Raw genomic sequence first — 18,523 nt, forward strand, 5'->3', positions numbered from 1 at the left:
TGCGGTTCCTTGAAAAAAGGAGCCGCCTTTTCATTTGCCTGAAAAGGCGGTGCTGGGCCGAATATGGTACACTTAAAGCATCGAAAAGAAGGTGGAATGGCACATGAAATTTATAGAAGACTTAAGCCCTGTATGGCAAGAAAAATGGAAACAAACCGGTTTTACCGAAGCGATGCCGATCCAGGAACAGATGATTCCGGAAATGCTCGCAGGAAACGACATCGTGGCGGAATCGCCGACCGGGTCAGGAAAAACCTTGGCTTATCTATTGCCAATCTTAGAGCGCGTCAACCCGAAAAAACCGAATACGCAAGCGATGATCATCGCCCCTTCACAAGAACTCGCGATGCAAATCGTCAATGTCTTGCGCGAGTGGACAACAGGCACGGATGTAACCGTTACGCCATTAATCGGCGGCGCCAATATCCAGCGGCAATTGGATAAGTTGAAGAAAAAACCGACAATCGTCGTCGGCACTCCAGGTCGCTTGAACGAATTGGTCAAGACCAAAAAGCTCAAGATGCATGAGGTGCGTATTATGGTACTTGACGAAGGCGATCAATTGATGGCACGCGAACACCGCGGGATCATGAAAGACCTCATCGAAAGAACACAGCAAGATCGCCAGCTTGTATTGGTATCGGCGACGATTACAGAGGAAATCGAATTGGTTGCGAAACGCATGATGAAACATCCGACTCGCCTCCATGTATCGGCTGAACAATTGCCGAAGCAAGGCAAAGTGACGCATTCATTTGTCAAGGTCGATGAGCGCGACAAGACCGACTTGCTTCGCAGCCTTTCGCATATGACAGGGGTCAAGGCATTGGCGTTCGTCAACAATCTTGACCAAGTGCTAATGAAAGAAAGCAAGCTGAAATTTCGCGACGCCAAAATCGCGACTTTGCATTCCGAAATGAAAAAAGAAGAACGCAAGAAAGCATTGGACGATTTCCGTAAAGGGGAAACAGCCGTCTTGATCGCGACCGAAGTGGCAGCACGCGGGCTTGATATCGATCAGTTGACACATGTCATCCACGTCGATGCGCCGATGACGGTCGAACAGTATTTGCACCGTTCGGGCAGAACCGGCCGTGCGGGAGCTGACGGGGAAGTGTTGACGCTCCTTGCCTATGCGGATGAAAAACATTATAAAAAACTGACGAAAGAGTTGCCGGGTAAACCAGTACAAAAAATCATGCATGGCGGCGAACTGATCGAAGGCAATAGCAAAACCATCTCAGCAAAGGGGAAGAAATAATGAGCTTCCAAGAAAAATTAGCGCAGTATGCTGAACTGACGGTCCGTGTCGGTGTCAACATCCAGCCGGGACAGGAATTACTGATTCAAACAACGACAGATACCGTAGAATTTACTCGTTTGGTGGTTGAAAAAGCTTATGAAGCCGGGGCGAAACAAGTCCATGTCGCTTTTTCAGATCCTTTTGTGATGCGCACGCATTACGAATTGGCGCCGGACGCTGCATTTCACGAGTTTCCGGATTGGACAGTCAAGCAGCGCGATGCCATCATCGACCATAAAGGCGCATTTTTATGGATCGATGCAGAAGACCCGGACTTATTTGCCGGCATTCCGGCAAAACGCCTGAGCGATGGGCAAAAATCTGCAGGAAAAGCATTGGAACGCTACCGTCAAGCAGTCGGATCCGACAAAATCGCTTGGTCGATCGTCGCGATCCCTTCTAAAAAATGGGCAGAAAAAGTATTCCCGGAAGAACAGGACCAGATGGAAGCCTTATGGCAAGCGATTTTCCAGACTGTGCGCATCGGAGACGGCGATGCCGTTGCATTGTGGCAGGAACATATCGAGAACCTGGAACAGCGGGCAGCCGCATTGAACGGGCGGCGCTACCGGAAATTGCATTACCGTGCGCCGGGCACCGATTTGACGATTGGCTTGCCGGCAGGCCATATGTGGATGAGCGGGGCTTCCCGCACACCGGAGCAGGTGCCGTTCATCGCCAATATGCCGACAGAAGAAGTCTATACCGTTCCGGCTAAACTGGAAGTCGAAGGCACTGTGCGCAATACGAAGCCACTCGTGTATCAAGGCAATATTATCGATGGCTTTACCTTGCATTTTGAGAAAGGTCGCATTGTTAAAGCCCATGCAGAAGTCGGGCAGGAACTGTTGGATGAATTGATTTCAGCCGATGAAGGGGCAGCGTACCTGGGAGAAGTGGCGCTTGTGCCGGTTGAATCGCCAATTTCTAAGTCTGGCGTTTTGTTCTATAACACCTTATTTGACGAAAACGCATCGAATCATTTGGCCATTGGCGATTCCTATCCGACTTGCCTCGAAGGTGGGACAGACCTCGAACGCGATCAATTGGGAGAGTATGGGTTGAATACCTCGATTGTCCATGAAGATTTCATGATTGGGTCGAGCGAAATGGATATTGACGGCATTACCGAAGACGGCAAAACCGAAGCCATTTTCCGACAAGGAAATTGGGCATTCTAACGAGGTGAGCAGATGAAGAAGACAGTAAGTGCAGCAGCAGCAGTGGGGCTATTGCTTGCGGCAATGGGGAGTACGGTATCTGCAGAACCGCAAATTCCTGCCGCATACGTAGCCATCGGCGATTCGCTCGCGGCCGGCCAAACGCCGAACCGGGCAATCGACAGCGGCTATACGGATTTGATCGCACAGGAATTGACGCGCAACCAGCCGCTTGCGTTCTATTCGAAAGACTTGGCTTTTCCAGGATTCACGACAAGCGATGTGCTGAAAAGCATCGAGTCGGATGAAGCCAAAGAATTGCTGGGTTCAGCAAACATCGTTACGGTTTCTGCCGGGGCGAATGATTTGCTGCGCCTCGTGCAAGCAAATGCCGCTGAAGGAGCTTTGAGCTTTGAAGAGATTCAGGCAGATTACGCATTGAATGGGGCCCGAGAAAACGTTGAAACCATTCTTTCCAAACTAGAAGAGCTTGCGCCGTCAGCCGACATCTATGTAATGGGCTATTATTTCGCTTATCCCCATGCCCGTGACAGCCAAAAGCAAGGGACGGCTGAACAGCTCGAGCAATTGAACGCGATCCTCAAGCAGGAAGCGGAACGGGCAGGCGCGATATTTGTCGATGTAGCCGACCGTTTCGGTGAAGATGCGGTCGAACTCGTCCCGAATGCTGGAGACGTCCATCCGAATATAGATGGCTACCAGGAAATGGCGAACGCATTTTTTGGCCATTACGGGGAAGGGTTCCAAGTAGAAGATGCGGAACTTCCTGAACCAGCACCTGTGAGTTTCGAGGAAATCCAGCAAATGCAGGAAGAGGAAGCAGATGAAGGCGAGGAGACGCAACTATCCGTCTCAGAGGATGCTTCTAGCGACGATTCTGCTGCTAAGCCTTCCGAAAATGAGGAGCTGGATTATCTAGCGATCCGTCAGGCATTGCCGCTCATTTGATACGTAAGCAATAGAAAAAGGCCAGAGAAAATGATCTATTTTCTCTGGCCTTTTATCGTTCAGCGGCTTTTTCGTGAGTCGCTGCGAGTATCGTTTTCATTATTAGTGTTGTTCTTTTTTCGGTTGTTTATTACTTTGCGGATAATCGGGTAAGCAATCGGCCCGTATTTAATCGCAGATCTGACAAGTCTTCCAATCGCCATATTTATCGCTCCATTCATCTATTCGTATTGAGGTATAGTAGTGTTTTCCCGGTTTTTGACTTCATTAAACCTTCGCCGGGGCGAGGGCGTGCGCCATCAAAATATCTTTAAAGGAATGGACACTAGAGATGGAGACGTATTCTGCGTTGCCATGCCAGTCATCTCCACTCGGCCCAAATTCGATGGCGCCTTGACCGCCGATTTTTTTGGCATAATGACGGGTGTCGGCAGCCCCGTGCTGGCCGAACAGCACCGGCTGTTCCGACAGCTTCGTTTCGACAGCTTTCTTCAAAGTTTGGATATACGGATGATCGCCTGTCGTCGTCAATGCAGGGGTAGAGCCGCCTGCTTGGAACTCCATCTCGACAGCTAGCGTTTCGGCAAGCTGTTCCATCTGACGAACAATCTCGTCTTTGTCCTGGCCTGGCATAAAGCGGATATCATAGGCCATCTTACACGTGTCCGGTACTACATTATAGCGATCGCCTGCATCGATAATTGCTAAGTTAACAGAAGCTTGCTCATAGTACTCCGTCGATTCTTTGCGGAATGGTAAATCTTTCATGCCAGCATGAAATTTCATCGCCGATTCAATAGCGTTGATGCCTTCCCATGGACGCGAGCCGTGTGCTGGTTTGCCTTTGAATGTCATATCCATTCTTAATATGCCTTTTGACTGCAGCCCGATCTTCAAATGGGTCGGCTCGCCGCAAATTACGAAGTCACCATAATGACCTTGGTCGACAAGCCATTCTGAAGTATGATGTCCACCGGTTTCTTCATCGGTGACGATATGTAGATGCACTTCACGCGGCAATGCGGCCGCATCAAGTTCAATGAATGCTTGCATCATTCCGGCGACACCTGCCTTCATATCAGCAGAGCCGCGGCCATACAGCTTGTCGCCTTCTACAACTGGAGAAAATTGCTCTTTACGCCCTGGAACGACGTCGACATGGCCGTTCCAAATGATCGTATCATCGCCTCGCCCTTTAGCAGCGGTCAGCATCAGATAGCCATCGTTATCATGAACTTCGACATCCTCCCCGTGAGCCTTAAGCCATTCTGAACAGAACAACAAGGCTTCGTTTGCCCCTTCTTTTGTATCACTTTCAATCTTGATCAAATCCTTCAATAAATCAATCATTGAACCGGCAGTTTTCAAGCTGCCTCCACCACCTTCCGCAAAGTTTGCTAATTCCTAACTACCCTAATCCGTTTAGCTGAAACAGCCTTGCAAGCTAAGCGGGCAATGTGTACAATACACATAATAGCGGAATAATTGTATACACCACAAGGGGAGCTTTGGCTGAGAGTGAACGAGTAAGTTCTTACCCTTCGAACCTGTAAGGTAACACTTGCGCAGGGATGTGGATGGAAAACCGGCCCGAGCGGCGCCAGGATCTATCCTGGCGCCGTTTTTTTATGGTTTTGTAAAACGGCCCTTCTGGTGATGTGCAAATCCAAAAGGAGGCAGTTTGAATGAGAAATAAACGTGTATTGTTAATGGTCGAAATTGCGATTTTTGCAGCTCTCGGCTTTGTCTTGGATTTTGTGGCCTTTCGCATGCCGCAAGGGGGATCGGTCAGCTTGGTCATGATTCCGATTGTGCTAATGGCATTCCGCAGAGGCGTCGCAGCAGGCGTCGTCACAGGCCTACTCGTCGGCTTATTGCAGATTGTGACGGGTTTTATCTCAGTGGCGCCGTTATCATTCGGCTTTGTGGTCATGCAGGTCATCTTGGATTATCTGCTGGCATATGGCGTCGTTGGCCTCGCCGGTTTGATGCGCGGCCGTTATTTAGAGGCGGTACGGGCGAAAAAGACTGGCAATGTCATCATTATGGTTGCACTTGGCGTCTTGATTGGTTCGTTTCTCCGTTATGCGATCCACGTCATTACGGGAATCCTGTTCTTCGGCATGTTTGCTGATGGCAATGTCTTTATTTACTCAGCAGCTTATAACGCTACGTATATGATACCAGTCGCAATTGTCGCAGCCATTGTCTGTTCATTGCTATTCTTGACAGCACCGCGCCTGACGCAGCCAGATTCTTGATTGCACCCGCCTAGCGATAGGCGGTTTTTTAATGAACAAAACGACAAAGCTCTGTGTTTCGTTTTAGTTTTACTAGCTTGCTTTTGGAAGGTGTGAGAAGCGAGAGCAGCTTATTCTATGTTATAATGCTCAAATAGAATAGTGTGAAAGAAGGGTATTTATGATAGCGACGAATGAAAAAGATATTGAAGGCTTGAAAAAAGCGGGCCAGATGGTGGCAGAAATCCGAGAAACGATGAAAGCCGCCGTGAAGCCTGGCATTACGACAAAAGAACTCGATGAACTGGGCGGCCGCCTGTTCAAAGAGTGGGGCGGCGTCTCTGCGCCTAAATCAGAATACGATTTCCCTGGTTATACGTGTATCAGCGTCAACGAAGAAGTGGCGCATGGCATTCCAGGAAAGCGCGTCATTAATGATGGCGACATCGTCAATATCGATGTCTCCGGATCGTACGGCGAATATTTTGCGGATACCGGCATTTCCTTCGTGGTCGGCGAAGGCCATGAAGCGAAAGAAAAGCTTTGCCAAGCTGCAGAATCTGCCTTCGAGCGAGCTATGATGAAAGTAAAAGCCGGCGCGAAATTAAATCAAATCGGCAAAGCAGTGGAGCGCGAAGCGAAAGACCAAGGCTTGTTTGTCATTAAGAACCTCACTGGCCATGGCGTCGGAAAATCGCTCCATGAAGCGCCGCAATATATCCTTAATTATTACGATGCATGGGAAACAACGATTTTGAAAGAAGGCATGGTGCTGGCAGTCGAGCCGTTTATTTCCCAAAAGGCTGAGCATATTATCGAATCTGGCGACGGCTGGACCTTTATCACACCGGATCAATCGCTGGTTGCCCAGATTGAACACACTGTACTCGTCACTAAAGACGAACCGATTTTGCTGACGAAACTGGAAAAATAAGTCATTGAATAAAAAAACAACCATCACGCGATGGTTGTTTTTTTATGGCGTTATAACCGGTTTTAACGGTTTTTTCTTGATCAACAAAATGCCTGTTAGCAAAACGCCACTCAGGAACAAAGCGGCCGTGCTGACTAGTAACTCATCCATGCCGTGGCGGACGGCAATTGCAACGAACGCCCAGATAAATACCAAAGTCAGTGGAATATCTGAATGGTGAAAGCGGATGTGAAGCGCTAGTGCAGTTGCGACAGTCAACATAATCACTGTCCATAATTGATCACTCAGCCCCCAGCCGCTCCAGCTATGGACAGTCAGCACGTAGCTGATATTGGCAATCGTCGCCACACTGATCCAGCCAAGATTGATGGAAATCGGCAAGCGTTCCATAATGCCCCGTTGGTCGTTGCCATATTCCAAATACAAAGCGATCAGCGACACTAAATAGGCAATCATCGCAGCGATCGACCAAATAAAGAACTCATAATGCCAGCAAAGCAGCCAGGCAATATTGAAAACAGCGCTCAGGATGAAAAACAGTGAGACTTTTGCTTGTGGGTGCACGCCTTTTTTCAAGCGCAGCCAAAAGCCGATGATCCAGATAGCCAGTAAAATATAGATAACGGACCAGATGGAAAATGCATAACCGGCCGGCGTGAAGAGGACCGGCACACGGTCGGAGATTTCACCGGTAGTCTGACCGTTGATCGGCAGTATATTCGCCAAGGCATTCGTCGTGACGACAGCAATAAATGCCAGCGTCATCAGCAGTACGCGAATCATATGAAATCCCTCCTCAAATATCAGTATAAACTCGCCAGCCCACACCACCAACAAGAAAGTGCAGGAAGTTTTTGAAAAATGGCGATATCGTGAAAAGTACAGGGCAGTCGCCGCTCCCGTTCCACATAGGGAAATGTTATACTTATTCATGTATTTAGAAAATTCGTAAACGCAGGGGGAGAAAAATGACCAATACATATCCGGAAGTATGGGAACTTGATAATGTGTTTTCAGGTGGCAGTGATTCAGCTGAGTTGAAAACGCATCTCGAAATGACAACGGAAAAATTAGTGGAATTTGAGCAGGCTGCGGTACAATTCGCCATGCCGAAACAAACAGGCGACGCACAGCGGGTCGCAGAATTCCTTGAGCAGACGAGCGATGTATCGGTAGATATCCGTCAAGCAGGCGCGTTTATCGGGTGCTTAATGGCGCAAAACACAGAAGATAAAAAAGCGGCCTTGCTGCAAAGCGAAGTCGGGCTCATGAGATCCCGCTTCCAAAGTGCATTTTTAAAATTTAAGCAGGCGCTTATGGAAACGGATCCAAACGTCTGGATCGAGCTGTTGAAGACGGAAAACTTGAAAGAATTCGCTTTTATTTTGGATGAATGGCGGCAAGAAGCGAAGCGTTTGCTGTCTGAACAAGAGGAAGGATTAATCACCTCGCTTGGCATAGATGGTTATCACGCGTGGAGTGAATTATACGATTTGTTGATTGCCTCCATCTCAGTGCAAGTAAATTTAGATGGGCAAGAGAAGACCTTGTCGGTCGGACAAGCGAATAATTTAAGTGCTCACTCAGATGAACAAGTGCGAAAAGAATCCTATGAAAAGTTGGAAGCCGTGTGGCAAGAAAAAGAAGAGCTGTTCGCCAAAACCTTGAACTCACTTGCCGGCTTCCGCCTGCAGATGTATAAAAAGCGCGGAGTTGACAATGTGTTGGAAGAACCGCTTCAGATGAACCGCATGAAGCAGAAAACCTTGGACGTTATGTGGCAGGCCATCAGTGAACACAAACAGCCGTTTGCGGATTATCTGGCGCATAAGGCACAAATGCTCGGAAAAGATCAGTTGGCCTGGTACGATGTTGAGGCACCAGTTGTAGAAAACGTCCAGCAATTCGATTACGAACAAGGTTCGGAATTCATCATCCGCCATTTTGGGAAATTCGGACCGGAATTGGAGAAATTCGCCCGCCATGCGCTCGGAAATGGATGGGTGGAAGCGGAAGATCGTGCGCATAAAATGCCGGGTGGCTTTTGCACATCGCTTCCAAAAAGCGGCGAATCGCGCATCTTCATGACATACAGCGGATCGATGTCCAATGTTGCGACACTGGCCCATGAGTTGGGGCATGCTTTTCATACGCATGCGCTGAGACCGATGCACGACTTGAATCGCAGCTATGCCATGAATGTCGCTGAAACGGCGTCCACATTTGCGGAAATGATCGTAGCGGACGCAGCGGTCAAAAATGCATCCAATAAAGAAGAGAAAATTTCCTTGCTAGAAGACAAAATCCAACGCAGCGTGGCATTTTTCATGAACATCCACGCCCGCTTCTTATTTGAGACGAGATTTTACGAAGAACGCAAAAATGGTGTCGTTCCGGCGAGCCGTTTAAACGAATTGATGGAGCAGGCGCAAGAAGAAGCCTTTGCTGGCAGTCTATCAGAAGGGCATCCGCATTTCTGGGCATCGAAATTGCATTTCTATATTACCGATGTGCCATTCTATAATTTTCCTTACACATTTGGCTATTTGTTCTCACTCAGCGTCTATGCCAAAGCGCTTGAGGAAGGACAAGGATTTGAAGAGCAATACATGGCTTTGCTGCGTGATACGGCGATCATGAGCACAGAAGAATTGGCGATGAAACATCTCGGGGAAGACATCACTGAAAAAGGATTCTGGGAAAAAGGCATTGCATTATGCACAAAAGATGTCGAAGAATTCATCAAATTGACTGCAGAAGAGGGATAAGATGAATCTGCTTTTTGAGGGGAAAACGTGTTATCTCCGGACATTGACCGTAGAAGACGCCGAAGACATGGTGAAGGTACTTGTCAAGAACCGCGACTATTGGGCGATTTATGAACCAAGACATCGCGATAGTTACTTTACGATCGCTGTCCAGCGCGAGAAAATCCGCGAGTCGATTTATCAGGCACGAGAAAATCGTGAGTACAGCTTTGGTATTTTCTCACACGACACCAATCAATTGATCGGCCATATTTCCATATATAGCATCAAACGCTTGCCTTTTCTCAGCGCGCTCGTCGGTTATTCGATGGATGAGGAATTCATCGGCCGCGGTATCGCTAGCGAGGCGGTTCGCTTAATCACGACTTTTGGTTTTGAGCAATTGCGGCTTCACCGTGTAGAAGCTTATGTGGCGCCGGACAATATCGGTTCATTGCGTGTGCTCGAAAAGGCGGGATTTGAACAAGAAGGCTTGCTTAAGCAATTTTTGTTCATTAACGGACAATGGAAAGACCATTATTACTACGCATTGCTCGAACAGGATTTTTGAAAGGGCAAGGCCGCCTATCTGCGTTGGTGGAAGGATATGCGGAGATGGTTTGAAAATTGAGGAAGGGAGGAACGCTTGTGGATCCCCAAAAAATGTTTGCCTACCATCAATGGGCGAGCCAAAAGGTTCTGGAATTGGTGCAAGACTGCGGCGAAGAATATTACACGAAAGAAGGATTGAATTCGTTTCCGTCCATCCGTGAAACGATTAGGCATGTCATCGGTGTCGAAAAATTATGGTTCCAGCGAATAAATGGTGTCAAGAGTCCTGAGTTCACGCAGTTCGACGTTGAGACAGTAGACAAGGCAAAAGAGGCCATTATGCTGCTTCACGCGGAGATGGAACTGTATTTTGCCACATTGTCAGAAGAAAGTTGGCAAGAAGAGCTGGATTACCGCAATATGAAAGGCCAGGAGTTTCACCATAGCCGCGAGGAAATGCTGTTCACGCTAGTAAATCATGCGAGCTATCACCGAGGGCAGATTACTTCCTTGTTGCGCCAGTTTGGCAAAGTCGGTATCCCGCTCGATTATATCTATTTTCAAAAACAAAACCGCTGAGATTTCTCAGCGGTTTTCGTTTATATTGCCGTCAATGACGACATCGAGTTTTCCAGTTTTGGGATCGATGACGAGGCCATGGACGGGAACGGTTTTATCCATCAGAGGATGATGGCGGACCATGTCGACGCTATGGCGTACGCTATCCGATACATTATCGAAGCCTTTCAGCCACTCGTCGAGGTTGACGCCAGAGAATTTCATTTGTTCAATTGTGTTTTCTTCAATGCCACGTTCTTTCATCTTTTCGATGATGCCTTCAGGTTTCACTTTCGCCATGCCGCAATCGTGATGGCCGATAATATAAATCTCATCAGCCTTCAATTCGTACACCGCGACGAACAAACTGCGCATAATGCCGCCAAACGGATGGTTAATGATGGCGCCGGCGCTTTTAACAATTTTGACATCGCCGTTTTTAAAGTTCATCGCTTTTGGCAATAGTTCTAACAGGCGGGTATCCATGCAAGTCAAAATGACGATCCGCTTATCCGGGAGATTGGTAGTGATGAATTCCTCATAGTGTTTTTCTTCTACAAACTTTTCGTTGTAATCCAAAATCTCATTTAATAAAGACATCGTTCTTCCTCCTTGATGGTGTGGTATAAGTCAGCGCGACATTTTCTCGAGCTGGTCGATCATGCCGAGCGAACGGCCGGTGCCAATCGCGACGGATTCTAGCGGGTCTGGGGCGATGTGGACGGGCACGGAAATTTCTTGCGTCAGCCACTCTTGCAAGCCTTTCAACAAAGCGCCGCCGCCAGAAATGACTACGCCTTGGTCGACCATATCGCCCGACAATTCAGCTGGGCAATTCTCCAATGTTGCACGGATGCATTCGAGGATGGCTGACAAAGATTCGCTGAGTGCTTTTTGCATTTCGTCTGAACTCAATTCGATCGTTTTCGGCAAACCGCTTAAGACGTCGCGGCCGCGGATATTCATCTTTTTCGGCTCGTGAGGGATTGGCGCATAGCCAATTTCTTTTTTGATTGTCTCGGCCGTCTTCTCGCCAATTAATAGATTGTAATGCTTGCGCACATACTGGATGATGTCTTCATCCATCCGGTCGCCGGCAATCTTGATCGTATTGGAAGACACGACGCCTCCAAATGAAATGATGGCGACTTCGGTCGTGCCTCCGCCGATATCGACGATGACCGATGCGACAGGTTCCGTGATTGGTAAATTAGCGCCAATTGCTGCGGCCACCGTTTCTTCGATCAAGTGGACGGATTTGGCACCGCTTTGTTTCACGGCGTCGTGAATCGCCCGGCGTTCGACAGCTGTTGCGCCAGAGGGGGTACAGACCATGACTTTTGGTTTGCGCAATGAACCGCCGAGCTGTTTCGCCGCTTTTTGCATAACCAGCTTTAAGAGCTCACGGGTGACGTCAAAATCGGCGATGACGCCTTCTTTCATCGGCCGGACGATGCGGATGGAATCAGGCGCTTTGCCAAGCATCGCTTTTGCCTCAGAGCCGATGGCGATCACAGCACCGCTGCGGGCATCGAGGGCGACGATGGATGGTTCATTTAAGATGACGCCTTTGGACTTTGTATAGACGAGAATATTGGCGGTACCGAGATCGATCCCGATATCCGTTGCAGAAAACATGGATAGATTCCTCCTAATCGGTATAAGCACTGCTTATTCAAATTTTATCACTTTTCTGTGAGATGTGATAGGGGCACGATAAACAGAAAAAAGCTTTGCCCCGTGTTTACGAGACAAAGCTTTTTACTTAATGACGCTCTTTCGGAAGCGGATCGATATGTTCTGCATCATGGGTATGAAGCTCTTTGCCAAGGAAATGAAGCAGGGTGAAGAAGAACATGAAGATCACAGCCATGAATCCGAGGACAGCCGTAATACCGTATAGCATAGTGATAACCCCTCTCTAAACTGTAATTATCCTATTCAGTATACATGAAAACGAATGGAAAATTAAGTGTCGAATTAACGACCTTTAAAATGCCCAGTTGCCGCTTCTGAAAATTGGTTCGCGCGTGCCATCTTCCAAGATGCCGTCGATGTCCATATCAGCAGAGCCGACCATGAAATCGACATGCGTAATGCTTTGGTTCAAACCGTGTTCTTTCAATTCATCCGCGGACATCGTTTTGCCGCCTTCTAGGCAGAACGCATAAGCACTGCCGATCGCAAAATGGTTGGATGCATTTTCATCGTATAAGGTATTAAAGAACAAAATGCCAGAGTCTGAAATCGGCGATTGATGCGGGACTAATGCCACTTCACCGAGGCGGTGGGAGCCTTCATCTGTCGCAACCAATTCTTTCAGAACTTCTTCGCCTTGTTCTGCAGAAACATTTGTAATGCGTCCGCCTTCGAAAGTGATTTTAAAGCCGTCAATGATATTGCCGCCATAGCTGAGCGGTTTGGTGCTTGAGACAAAACCATTGACCTCATCTTTGTGCGGTACTGTGAACACTTCTTCGGTCGGCATATTGGCCATGAACGTATGGCCTTTTTCGTTGACAGAACCAGCGCCTGCCCACAGATGGCCTTTTGGCAGCGTGACTTCGAGATCAGTGCCTGGTGCCTGGTAATGCAGCTTGGCGTATTTTTTGTCATTCAAGTAATCAGCTTTTGTATGAAGCGTACGGTCATGCTCCAGCCAAGCTTCGATCGGGTTTTCGGTATCGGCGCGGACAGCCTTGAAAATCGCTTCCCACAGGGCTGATACTTGTTCGTTTTCAGGGAGATCGGGGAAGACTTTCTTCGCCCACTGCTCAGATGGTGCTGCAAGAACGCACCAGCTGATTTTGTCGGACTGGACGTATTGACGGTATTTGCTCAATGCTTGCCCGGTCGCTTTTTGGGAAGCTGAAATACGTTTGGAATCGATGCCTTTCAGTAAATCCGGGCTTTGCGAAACGACGCTAATGAAAGCCGCGCCTTGTGCAGCCAATTGCTCACGCTCCTGGATTTTCCACTCCGGGTATTCTGCAAAAGAATCTTCCGGTGCTTTCTCGAAGCGGGTGCGGGAAATCACATCATCGCTCCAATCCACAAATACTTGTCTTGCGCCTTCTTCGTACGCTTTTTTGACGATCAAGCGCACGAACGGTGCTGAGTCTATGGAAGCTGCAATATACAATTTTTGGTCGGGTTGTATATTGACGCCCACCTTTACTGCCAATTCCGCATAGCGGGTTAACTTTTCATCAAATGTGGTCATCTTCAAAAACACTCCTCTCATCCTTTCTATAGTAGCAATATTTAATTGCTCAGTGCAATAGCATTGCCTTTAGAAAGAAAGCGCTTGCAATTTAAATTATAAAAGTTTATAATTTAAACAAATGTTTAGAGAGGGGGAAATGCAATGAATCGCAATGAACAGAAAATCCTCGCACTGATCGAACGTGACCCGTATTTGTCCCAGCAGGAAATGGCAGACGCACTCGGGCTTTCGCGGCCATCGTTGGCCAATCTAATCTCGGGACTTATCAAGCAAGGCAAGATTTTGGGGCGCGCTTATGTACTGCCCGAAGAAAATGCCATCTTGTGCATTGGTGGGGCGAACATTGACCGAAAGTTTCATTTGAAAGCAGCTTCTGTTCACGGTACTTCCAATCCCGCGACAGTGACAAAAAGCGTCGGGGGCGTTGCGCGCAATATTGCGGAAAACTTAGGGCGGCTTGGACACACGGTTCAATTGGTATCAGTCGCAGGAGACGATCCGGAATGGCGCTATATTGAAGAAGTATCTTCGCCTTATATGGATACCGCCATGACCAAGACATTCGCGAAGAGCGTAACCGGCAGTTATACCGCGGTATTGGAACCAGACGGCGAGATGGCTTTTGCGCTCGCTGATATGGATGTTTATACGGCGTTGACACCTGAGTACCTGGAACCTCATCGCAGTAAGCTAATGCGCGCGAAATTGCTCGCGGTAGACTTGAACTGTCCGAAAGAAACCGTTCAGTATTTGCAAAATCTTGCTTCTTCATCTCAAGTGCCGCTTGCTGTCATTCCCGTATCGGCGCCTAAAATGGAACGACTTTCAGAGGATTTAAACGGTATCACGTTCCTGATCCTGAACCGCGACGAGGCAGCTCTCAGGCTCGGCATATCGATACATAATCAAGCGGATTGGAGACGGGCCGTCGAATTGCTTCTTGCTCAAGGTGCGAAAACGGTCGTGGTCACCGGCGGAAAAGCTGGCGCCATGGCAGGAGATAGAGATGGCGTGGTGCATTTTCCGTCAATCGAAACAAAACATGTAGAAGATGTCACGGGGGCGGGAGATGCTTTCACTGGCGGCCTGCTTCACGCCCATCTCGCTGGGCATGACTTCCGCAAAGCAGTGCAACTGGGCATGCTGAATGCGGCGAAGACACTCGCGAGCAGCGAAACCGTACGCCCTGAATTGACCGAAAGCTTGTTAATCAACGAATTGGAGGAATTACAATGACAAACGTGCTCAGCTATTCAACAGAAGTACAAGAAGCCATCAAACAAAACAAACCGATTGTGGCGTTGGAGTCGACCATCATCTCACACGGCATGCCATATCCTCAAAACGTGGAGACGGCACGTGAAGTAGAACAAATCGTCCGCGATCATGGTGCTGTGCCAGCGACGATCGCTTTAATGGACGGCCATATCAAAATTGGCTTGTCGGATGAAGAGTTAGAACTTTTGGGCACTGCACCTGACGTGGCAAAAGTATCGCGGCGAGATATCGGACAATTGCTTGCCACCAAAAAAATTGGTGCGACGACAGTGGCAGCGACCATGATTTTCGCTGAACTCGCGGGCATACGCGTTTTTGCAACAGGCGGCATCGGCGGAGTTCACCGTGGGGCAGAGACGACAATGGACATTTCGGCCGATTTGGAAGAGCTTTCGACTACGAGCGTAGCGGTCGTTTGTGCAGGAGCAAAATCGATTTTGGATATCGGACTGACACTCGAATACTTAGAGACAAAAGGGGTTCCGGTCATTGGTTACCAGACGGAGGAAATGCCAGCCTTTTATACACGGTCTAGCGGCTTCCCATTAAGCTGCGGTTCCGAATCGATTGAAGAACTCGCCAGCATCTTGAAGGCGCAATGGTCGCTCGGCTTAAAGGGCGGAGCTGTCATCGCCAACCCAATTCCTCAAGAGCATGCGCTGGAAAAATCATTTATCGACAGCATTATCGAGCGAGCAATGACTGAGGCGAATGCAAATGGCATCAACGGAAAAGACGTAACGCCATTTTTGCTCGGCAAAATTAAAGAACTAACAGAAGGCGAAAGCCTCGTCGCCAATATCGAACTGGTTAAGCACAATGCTAAGGTCGGAGCCGAACTCGCGGCTTCGTATCATGCACTTTAAGGATAAATTGTGAAAAAAAGGCCCATTATGGGTCTTTTTTTTATTGTTTGCCAGCTGTACGGTTTTCAGGAACTCTTTTTAAGGGTAAGGAAACACAAGGAGTTGAGGTTCATGAAAACGGATGTGTTTATCGGCGGAGGGGGGATAGGCGGGTTGACGCTCGCGTTGAAATTAGTGCGGCGCGGCTTTGATGTCGTGCTAGCCGAACGCATGGCCGTGCGCTCTCCGACTTATAAAGGAGAGCTGCTGCAGCCGAAGAGCATGCAAGTGTTCGATGGCCTAGGCGTATACGATTCGGTTTGTGATCGTTCCAATGAAATCAAAGTACTCGACATGCTCGAACTGTCCAGCACCTTGAAAGTGAAAGACCAATCCTTCATGGATTACAGCGTGTTGCCCGGAAAGTACAACGCCGCTTACATGATTCATCATGAAGAGCTGAAGACAATCATTCGAGAAGCGGCATGTGAATACGACAACTTCCATTATTTAAAAGGCACTGCATGTAAAGGTTATACCGATCATGCGGCCATTCTTCAAAAAGGCACTGAGAAATTTGAAGTAGAAGCCAAGTTCTTTTTCGGCGCAGAAGGCCGGTCATCGGTGACGCGAAAAGCGATGGAAGTCGAAGTCAAGCAGACCACCTACAACCATCATTTTCTGACAGTGACGTTTCCGCGTGCGGAGAATTTCACCGATGGCAAAATCATTTCCACATACAACCGATTCCTCGGGCTGTTCCCGCTTCCTGACGATCAAGTGCGAAGTGTATATTTGATTCCGCCGGGAGATTATAAAACCTTGAAGGAAAAGCCCATCAGCCATTTTCATAAGCTGTACACCGACTTGGCGCCGGCTGTGGACGGTTATGTCCAGCAGTTGACAGACTGGAAAAAAATCCAGTTGATGATTCCAGTCATGTATCATGCCAATTCCTATGTAAAAGGCAATAAGGCGATTATTGGCGATGCGGCGCATGCAGTCCATCCAATGGCAGGAGAAGGCATGAACATGGCGATACAAGATGCCGATGTGCTCGGGGAGCTTGCGGCGGATATGCTAGCTGAGAAGACGGTCGATACAGCCAATTTGAAATGGTACGAAAAAGTGCGTTATCGCAGGGCGGACCATGTCATTCAATTGAGCCATTTGGCAGCACTTGCTTATTCATTTCCGTACCGACCAGTCAGTTATTTGCGACAGCGGACATTTGAACGCATGGAAGAAGACCCGATCCTCCATTTCAAGCAGATGTTAAATGTCTCAGGCCTCGGGCTGTGGAAGGAGAACGTCCGGGACCGCTTTATTCAAGGCGGGTTTATGCCGGTGCGTGCAAAGGAATTAACAGAAGGCACAAAAGAGCTGAAATACTACAAACCGGAAGATGACTACCCGTGGAAAGTGGAGGGATTTAGATGATCGATGTAATGAAGATGGTGAAAGCAAGAACATATATGAAGCGCAACGAGCCGTTCTTGTATAGTTGGCATGCTTATGTCGGATATGAATTAGATTTGTTCAAGTCATTTGAACGGCCGATGACACAATTTGATGTGGCCGATGCACTTGACCTTGATGAACAACTACTCGCGCAATGGGTAGCGATTGGTGTATCGATTGGATACTTGAAAGAAGTAAGCCGTAACCGTTATCAAATAAAGAATCGGTGGAAGTTGCCAAAATCCAAAGGCAATAATTCTTCAGGCGTGTTGCTAAAAGAAATGATGGAACTACATCTGCCAACCTTGCTCCAGTATCCTGAAATGATGCGCAACCGGAGTCGTCTCCATTTCGATGAAGACGAACACGCAGGAACCGTGGCAGAAACTAGCCGATTATTAGAAGTTTTAGCCTATCCAAAAATGGCCAAAAGGCTGAAGGAGAAAAACTGTCGACGTGTACTCGACATTGGCTGCGGAGAAGGTGGCTACATAAAAAAAATGGGGCTGCGATTCCCATCTACACAGTTTACAGGAATTGAAATTAGCGAAGAAGTGGTAGAAAGGGCGAAACAATTGACGGCAGCACAAGACAATGTCTTGATTGAGCAAGCGGATTTGTGGAATTACAAGCCTGAAGCCTTGCAGGACATGGTGATGGTTAATAATGTGCTGCATTACATCCCGCTCGAAAAGCGCCAGGCCTTGTTCAACGAACTCAGCAGCTGGATCGAGGAGGGGGGCGTTTTATCGATTGTCACCCCAATCGCCGGAGGCCCAGACAGCCCACCGTTTGCCAACGTGTTCAATAGCTTCTTTTCATCCTTCGACAATCTCTACCGACTGCCGAAAAGAGAGGAACTCATCGAATGGGGAGAAGAAGCCGGACTTGAATTACTCAGCCTCCAAACTGTCATCAAAGAAGGCGGCTGGTACATCGTGCAATATGAAAAGAAAAGCTGAAGCAGCCGTGTAGATTCGACAGGCATAAGACGGATGGCCGAAGCGGCGCCCTTTGCCGCATAGGACAGTCGGCTTATGATCCGAGAATCTGGCTGCTGAAGCTGGACAGAAGAAAAGCTGAAATGGCCGTCATGACTCGTCAGGCGTAAGCCGGGTCCCCGAAGCGGCGCTCTTTGCCGCACAGGGGAATTGGCTTACGACCCGAGAGTCAGGCCATTGAAGCTAGACAAAAAGAAAAGCGAAAGCGCCCGTTAAGCTCTGACAGGCGTAAGGCAAGTTTCCGAAGTG

The 18,523-nt window shown here is 48.3% G+C and carries 18 protein-coding genes and 1 riboswitch; of the genes, 12 read left to right on the forward strand and 6 right to left on the reverse strand.

Annotated elements, in window-relative coordinates; translation table 11 throughout:
• Positions 1-103: 103 nt before the first annotated feature.
• From AY633_RS15450 to AY633_RS15460, 3 genes are read left to right on the forward strand one after another with little or no spacing between them, the layout of a single operon-like run.
• Entirely contained in the window at positions 104-1,261 is a 1,158-nt protein-coding gene (locus tag AY633_RS15450; protein ID WP_068489091.1) for a DEAD/DEAH box helicase, read from the forward strand.
• A complete protein-coding gene (locus AY633_RS15455) occupies positions 1,261-2,484 on the forward strand; it encodes an aminopeptidase (protein WP_068489092.1) in 1,224 nt (407 codons plus the stop codon). The genes AY633_RS15450 and AY633_RS15455 overlap by 1 nt, the downstream gene beginning before the upstream one ends.
• Before the next feature lie 12 nt (positions 2,485-2,496).
• A complete protein-coding gene (locus AY633_RS15460) occupies positions 2,497-3,432 on the forward strand; it encodes an SGNH/GDSL hydrolase family protein (protein WP_068489093.1) in 936 nt (311 codons plus the stop codon).
• 267 nt (positions 3,433-3,699) lie between these two features.
• Here the strand turns inward: AY633_RS15460 and AY633_RS15465 are convergent, their stop codons facing one another.
• Entirely contained in the window at positions 3,700-4,782 is a 1,083-nt protein-coding gene (locus AY633_RS15465; protein ID WP_068489133.1) for a M20 family metallopeptidase, read from the reverse strand.
• 139 nt (positions 4,783-4,921) lie between these two features.
• Positions 4,922-5,021, forward strand: a riboswitch (TPP riboswitch).
• A gap of 96 nt (positions 5,022-5,117) precedes the next feature.
• Here AY633_RS15465 and thiT point away from each other — a divergent pair.
• Together thiT and map are read left to right on the forward strand one after the other, a co-directional pair.
• Positions 5,118-5,693, forward strand: coding sequence for an energy-coupled thiamine transporter ThiT (thiT, locus tag AY633_RS15470; RefSeq protein ID WP_068489094.1), 576 nt, complete (start codon positions 5,118-5,120; stop codon positions 5,691-5,693).
• Positions 5,694-5,853: 160 nt separating this feature from the next.
• Positions 5,854-6,606 (forward strand): type I methionyl aminopeptidase, encoded by a 753-nt coding sequence (map, locus tag AY633_RS15475; RefSeq protein WP_068489095.1) that lies wholly within the window; start codon positions 5,854-5,856, stop codon positions 6,604-6,606.
• 42 nt (positions 6,607-6,648) lie between these two features.
• Here the strand turns inward: map and AY633_RS15480 are convergent, their stop codons facing one another.
• Positions 6,649-7,389, reverse strand: coding sequence for a tryptophan-rich sensory protein (locus tag AY633_RS15480; RefSeq protein WP_068489096.1), 741 nt, complete (start codon positions 7,387-7,389; stop codon positions 6,649-6,651).
• Positions 7,390-7,574: 185 nt separating this feature from the next.
• Between AY633_RS15480 and AY633_RS15485 the strand changes: the two genes are divergently transcribed.
• The 3 genes from AY633_RS15485 to AY633_RS15495 all read left to right on the forward strand — a co-directional run bounded on the left by AY633_RS15485 (position 7,575) and on the right by AY633_RS15495 (position 10,484).
• Positions 7,575-9,374, forward strand: a complete 1,800-nt coding sequence (locus AY633_RS15485) for a M3 family oligoendopeptidase (protein WP_068489097.1) — start codon at positions 7,575-7,577, stop codon at positions 9,372-9,374.
• A 1-nt stretch (position 9,375) separates the two neighbouring features.
• Positions 9,376-9,924, forward strand: a complete 549-nt coding sequence (locus AY633_RS15490; RefSeq protein ID WP_068489098.1) for a GNAT family N-acetyltransferase — start codon at positions 9,376-9,378, stop codon at positions 9,922-9,924.
• 77 nt (positions 9,925-10,001) lie between these two features.
• Positions 10,002-10,484, forward strand: coding sequence for a DinB family protein (locus AY633_RS15495; RefSeq protein WP_068489099.1), 483 nt, complete (start codon positions 10,002-10,004; stop codon positions 10,482-10,484).
• Positions 10,485-10,490: 6 nt separating this feature from the next.
• Here the strand turns inward: AY633_RS15495 and AY633_RS15500 are convergent, their stop codons facing one another.
• From AY633_RS15500 to AY633_RS15510, 4 genes are all read right to left on the reverse strand, one after another.
• Positions 10,491-11,063: a beta-class carbonic anhydrase gene (locus AY633_RS15500; protein ID WP_068489100.1), complete on the reverse strand. Its 573-nt coding sequence runs from the start codon at positions 11,061-11,063 to the stop codon at positions 10,491-10,493.
• 30 nt (positions 11,064-11,093) lie between these two features.
• Positions 11,094-12,101, reverse strand: a complete 1,008-nt coding sequence (gene mreBH / locus AY633_RS15505) for a rod-share determining protein MreBH (protein ID WP_068489101.1) — start codon at positions 12,099-12,101, stop codon at positions 11,094-11,096.
• 127 nt (positions 12,102-12,228) lie between these two features.
• Positions 12,229-12,369 carry a hypothetical protein gene (locus tag AY633_RS16700; protein ID WP_171900961.1) on the reverse strand — a complete coding sequence of 47 codons (141 nt, stop codon included), beginning with the start codon at positions 12,367-12,369 and terminating at the stop codon, positions 12,229-12,231.
• An 84-nt stretch (positions 12,370-12,453) separates the two neighbouring features.
• Positions 12,454-13,686, reverse strand: a complete 1,233-nt coding sequence (locus AY633_RS15510) for an aminopeptidase (protein ID WP_068489102.1) — start codon at positions 13,684-13,686, stop codon at positions 12,454-12,456.
• Positions 13,687-13,830: 144 nt separating this feature from the next.
• Here AY633_RS15510 and AY633_RS15515 point away from each other — a divergent pair, with 144 nt between their 5' ends.
• From AY633_RS15515 to AY633_RS15530, 4 genes are all read left to right on the forward strand, one after another.
• Complete coding sequence (locus AY633_RS15515) at positions 13,831-14,925, forward strand: carbohydrate kinase (RefSeq protein ID WP_068489103.1); 1,095 nt, start codon at positions 13,831-13,833, stop codon at positions 14,923-14,925.
• Positions 14,922-15,833, forward strand: coding sequence for a pseudouridine-5'-phosphate glycosidase (locus AY633_RS15520; RefSeq protein ID WP_068489104.1), 912 nt, complete (start codon positions 14,922-14,924; stop codon positions 15,831-15,833). The genes AY633_RS15515 and AY633_RS15520 overlap by 4 nt, the downstream gene beginning before the upstream one ends.
• 111 nt (positions 15,834-15,944) lie before the next feature.
• Positions 15,945-17,252, forward strand: a complete 1,308-nt coding sequence (locus tag AY633_RS15525) for an FAD-dependent oxidoreductase (protein ID WP_068489105.1) — start codon at positions 15,945-15,947, stop codon at positions 17,250-17,252.
• Positions 17,249-18,235 carry a class I SAM-dependent methyltransferase gene (locus AY633_RS15530; protein ID WP_068489106.1) on the forward strand — a complete coding sequence of 329 codons (987 nt, stop codon included), beginning with the start codon at positions 17,249-17,251 and terminating at the stop codon, positions 18,233-18,235. The genes AY633_RS15525 and AY633_RS15530 overlap by 4 nt, the downstream gene beginning before the upstream one ends.
• Positions 18,236-18,523 lie beyond the last annotated feature (288 nt).

The organism is Planococcus maritimus (genome assembly GCF_001592825.1).
GTDB lineage: Bacteria > Bacillota > Bacilli > Bacillales_A > Planococcaceae > Planococcus > Planococcus maritimus_C.

Coding starts and splice junctions, on each gene's coding strand:
- AY633_RS15450 (WP_068489091.1), top strand. CDS start 104: ATGAAATTTATAGAAGACTTAAGCCCTGTATGGCAAGAAAAATGGAAA.
- AY633_RS15455 (WP_068489092.1), top strand. CDS start 1,261: ATGAGCTTCCAAGAAAAATTAGCGCAGTATGCTGAACTGACGGTCCGT.
- AY633_RS15460 (WP_068489093.1), top strand. CDS start 2,497: ATGAAGAAGACAGTAAGTGCAGCAGCAGCAGTGGGGCTATTGCTTGCG.
- AY633_RS15465 (WP_068489133.1), bottom strand. CDS start 4,782: ATGATTGATTTATTGAAGGATTTGATCAAGATTGAAAGTGATACAAAA.
- thiT (WP_068489094.1), top strand. CDS start 5,118: ATGAGAAATAAACGTGTATTGTTAATGGTCGAAATTGCGATTTTTGCA.
- map (WP_068489095.1), top strand. CDS start 5,854: ATGATAGCGACGAATGAAAAAGATATTGAAGGCTTGAAAAAAGCGGGC.
- AY633_RS15480 (WP_068489096.1), bottom strand. CDS start 7,389: ATGATTCGCGTACTGCTGATGACGCTGGCATTTATTGCTGTCGTCACG.
- AY633_RS15485 (WP_068489097.1), top strand. CDS start 7,575: ATGACCAATACATATCCGGAAGTATGGGAACTTGATAATGTGTTTTCA.
- AY633_RS15490 (WP_068489098.1), top strand. CDS start 9,376: ATGAATCTGCTTTTTGAGGGGAAAACGTGTTATCTCCGGACATTGACC.
- AY633_RS15500 (WP_068489100.1), bottom strand. CDS start 11,063: ATGTCTTTATTAAATGAGATTTTGGATTACAACGAAAAGTTTGTAGAA.
- mreBH (WP_068489101.1), bottom strand. CDS start 12,101: ATGTTTTCTGCAACGGATATCGGGATCGATCTCGGTACCGCCAATATT.
- AY633_RS16700 (WP_171900961.1), bottom strand. CDS start 12,369: ATGCTATACGGTATTACGGCTGTCCTCGGATTCATGGCTGTGATCTTC.
- AY633_RS15510 (WP_068489102.1), bottom strand. CDS start 13,686: ATGACCACATTTGATGAAAAGTTAACCCGCTATGCGGAATTGGCAGTA.
- AY633_RS15515 (WP_068489103.1), top strand. CDS start 13,831: ATGAATCGCAATGAACAGAAAATCCTCGCACTGATCGAACGTGACCCG.
- AY633_RS15520 (WP_068489104.1), top strand. CDS start 14,922: ATGACAAACGTGCTCAGCTATTCAACAGAAGTACAAGAAGCCATCAAA.
- AY633_RS15525 (WP_068489105.1), top strand. CDS start 15,945: ATGAAAACGGATGTGTTTATCGGCGGAGGGGGGATAGGCGGGTTGACG.
- AY633_RS15530 (WP_068489106.1), top strand. CDS start 17,249: ATGATCGATGTAATGAAGATGGTGAAAGCAAGAACATATATGAAGCGC.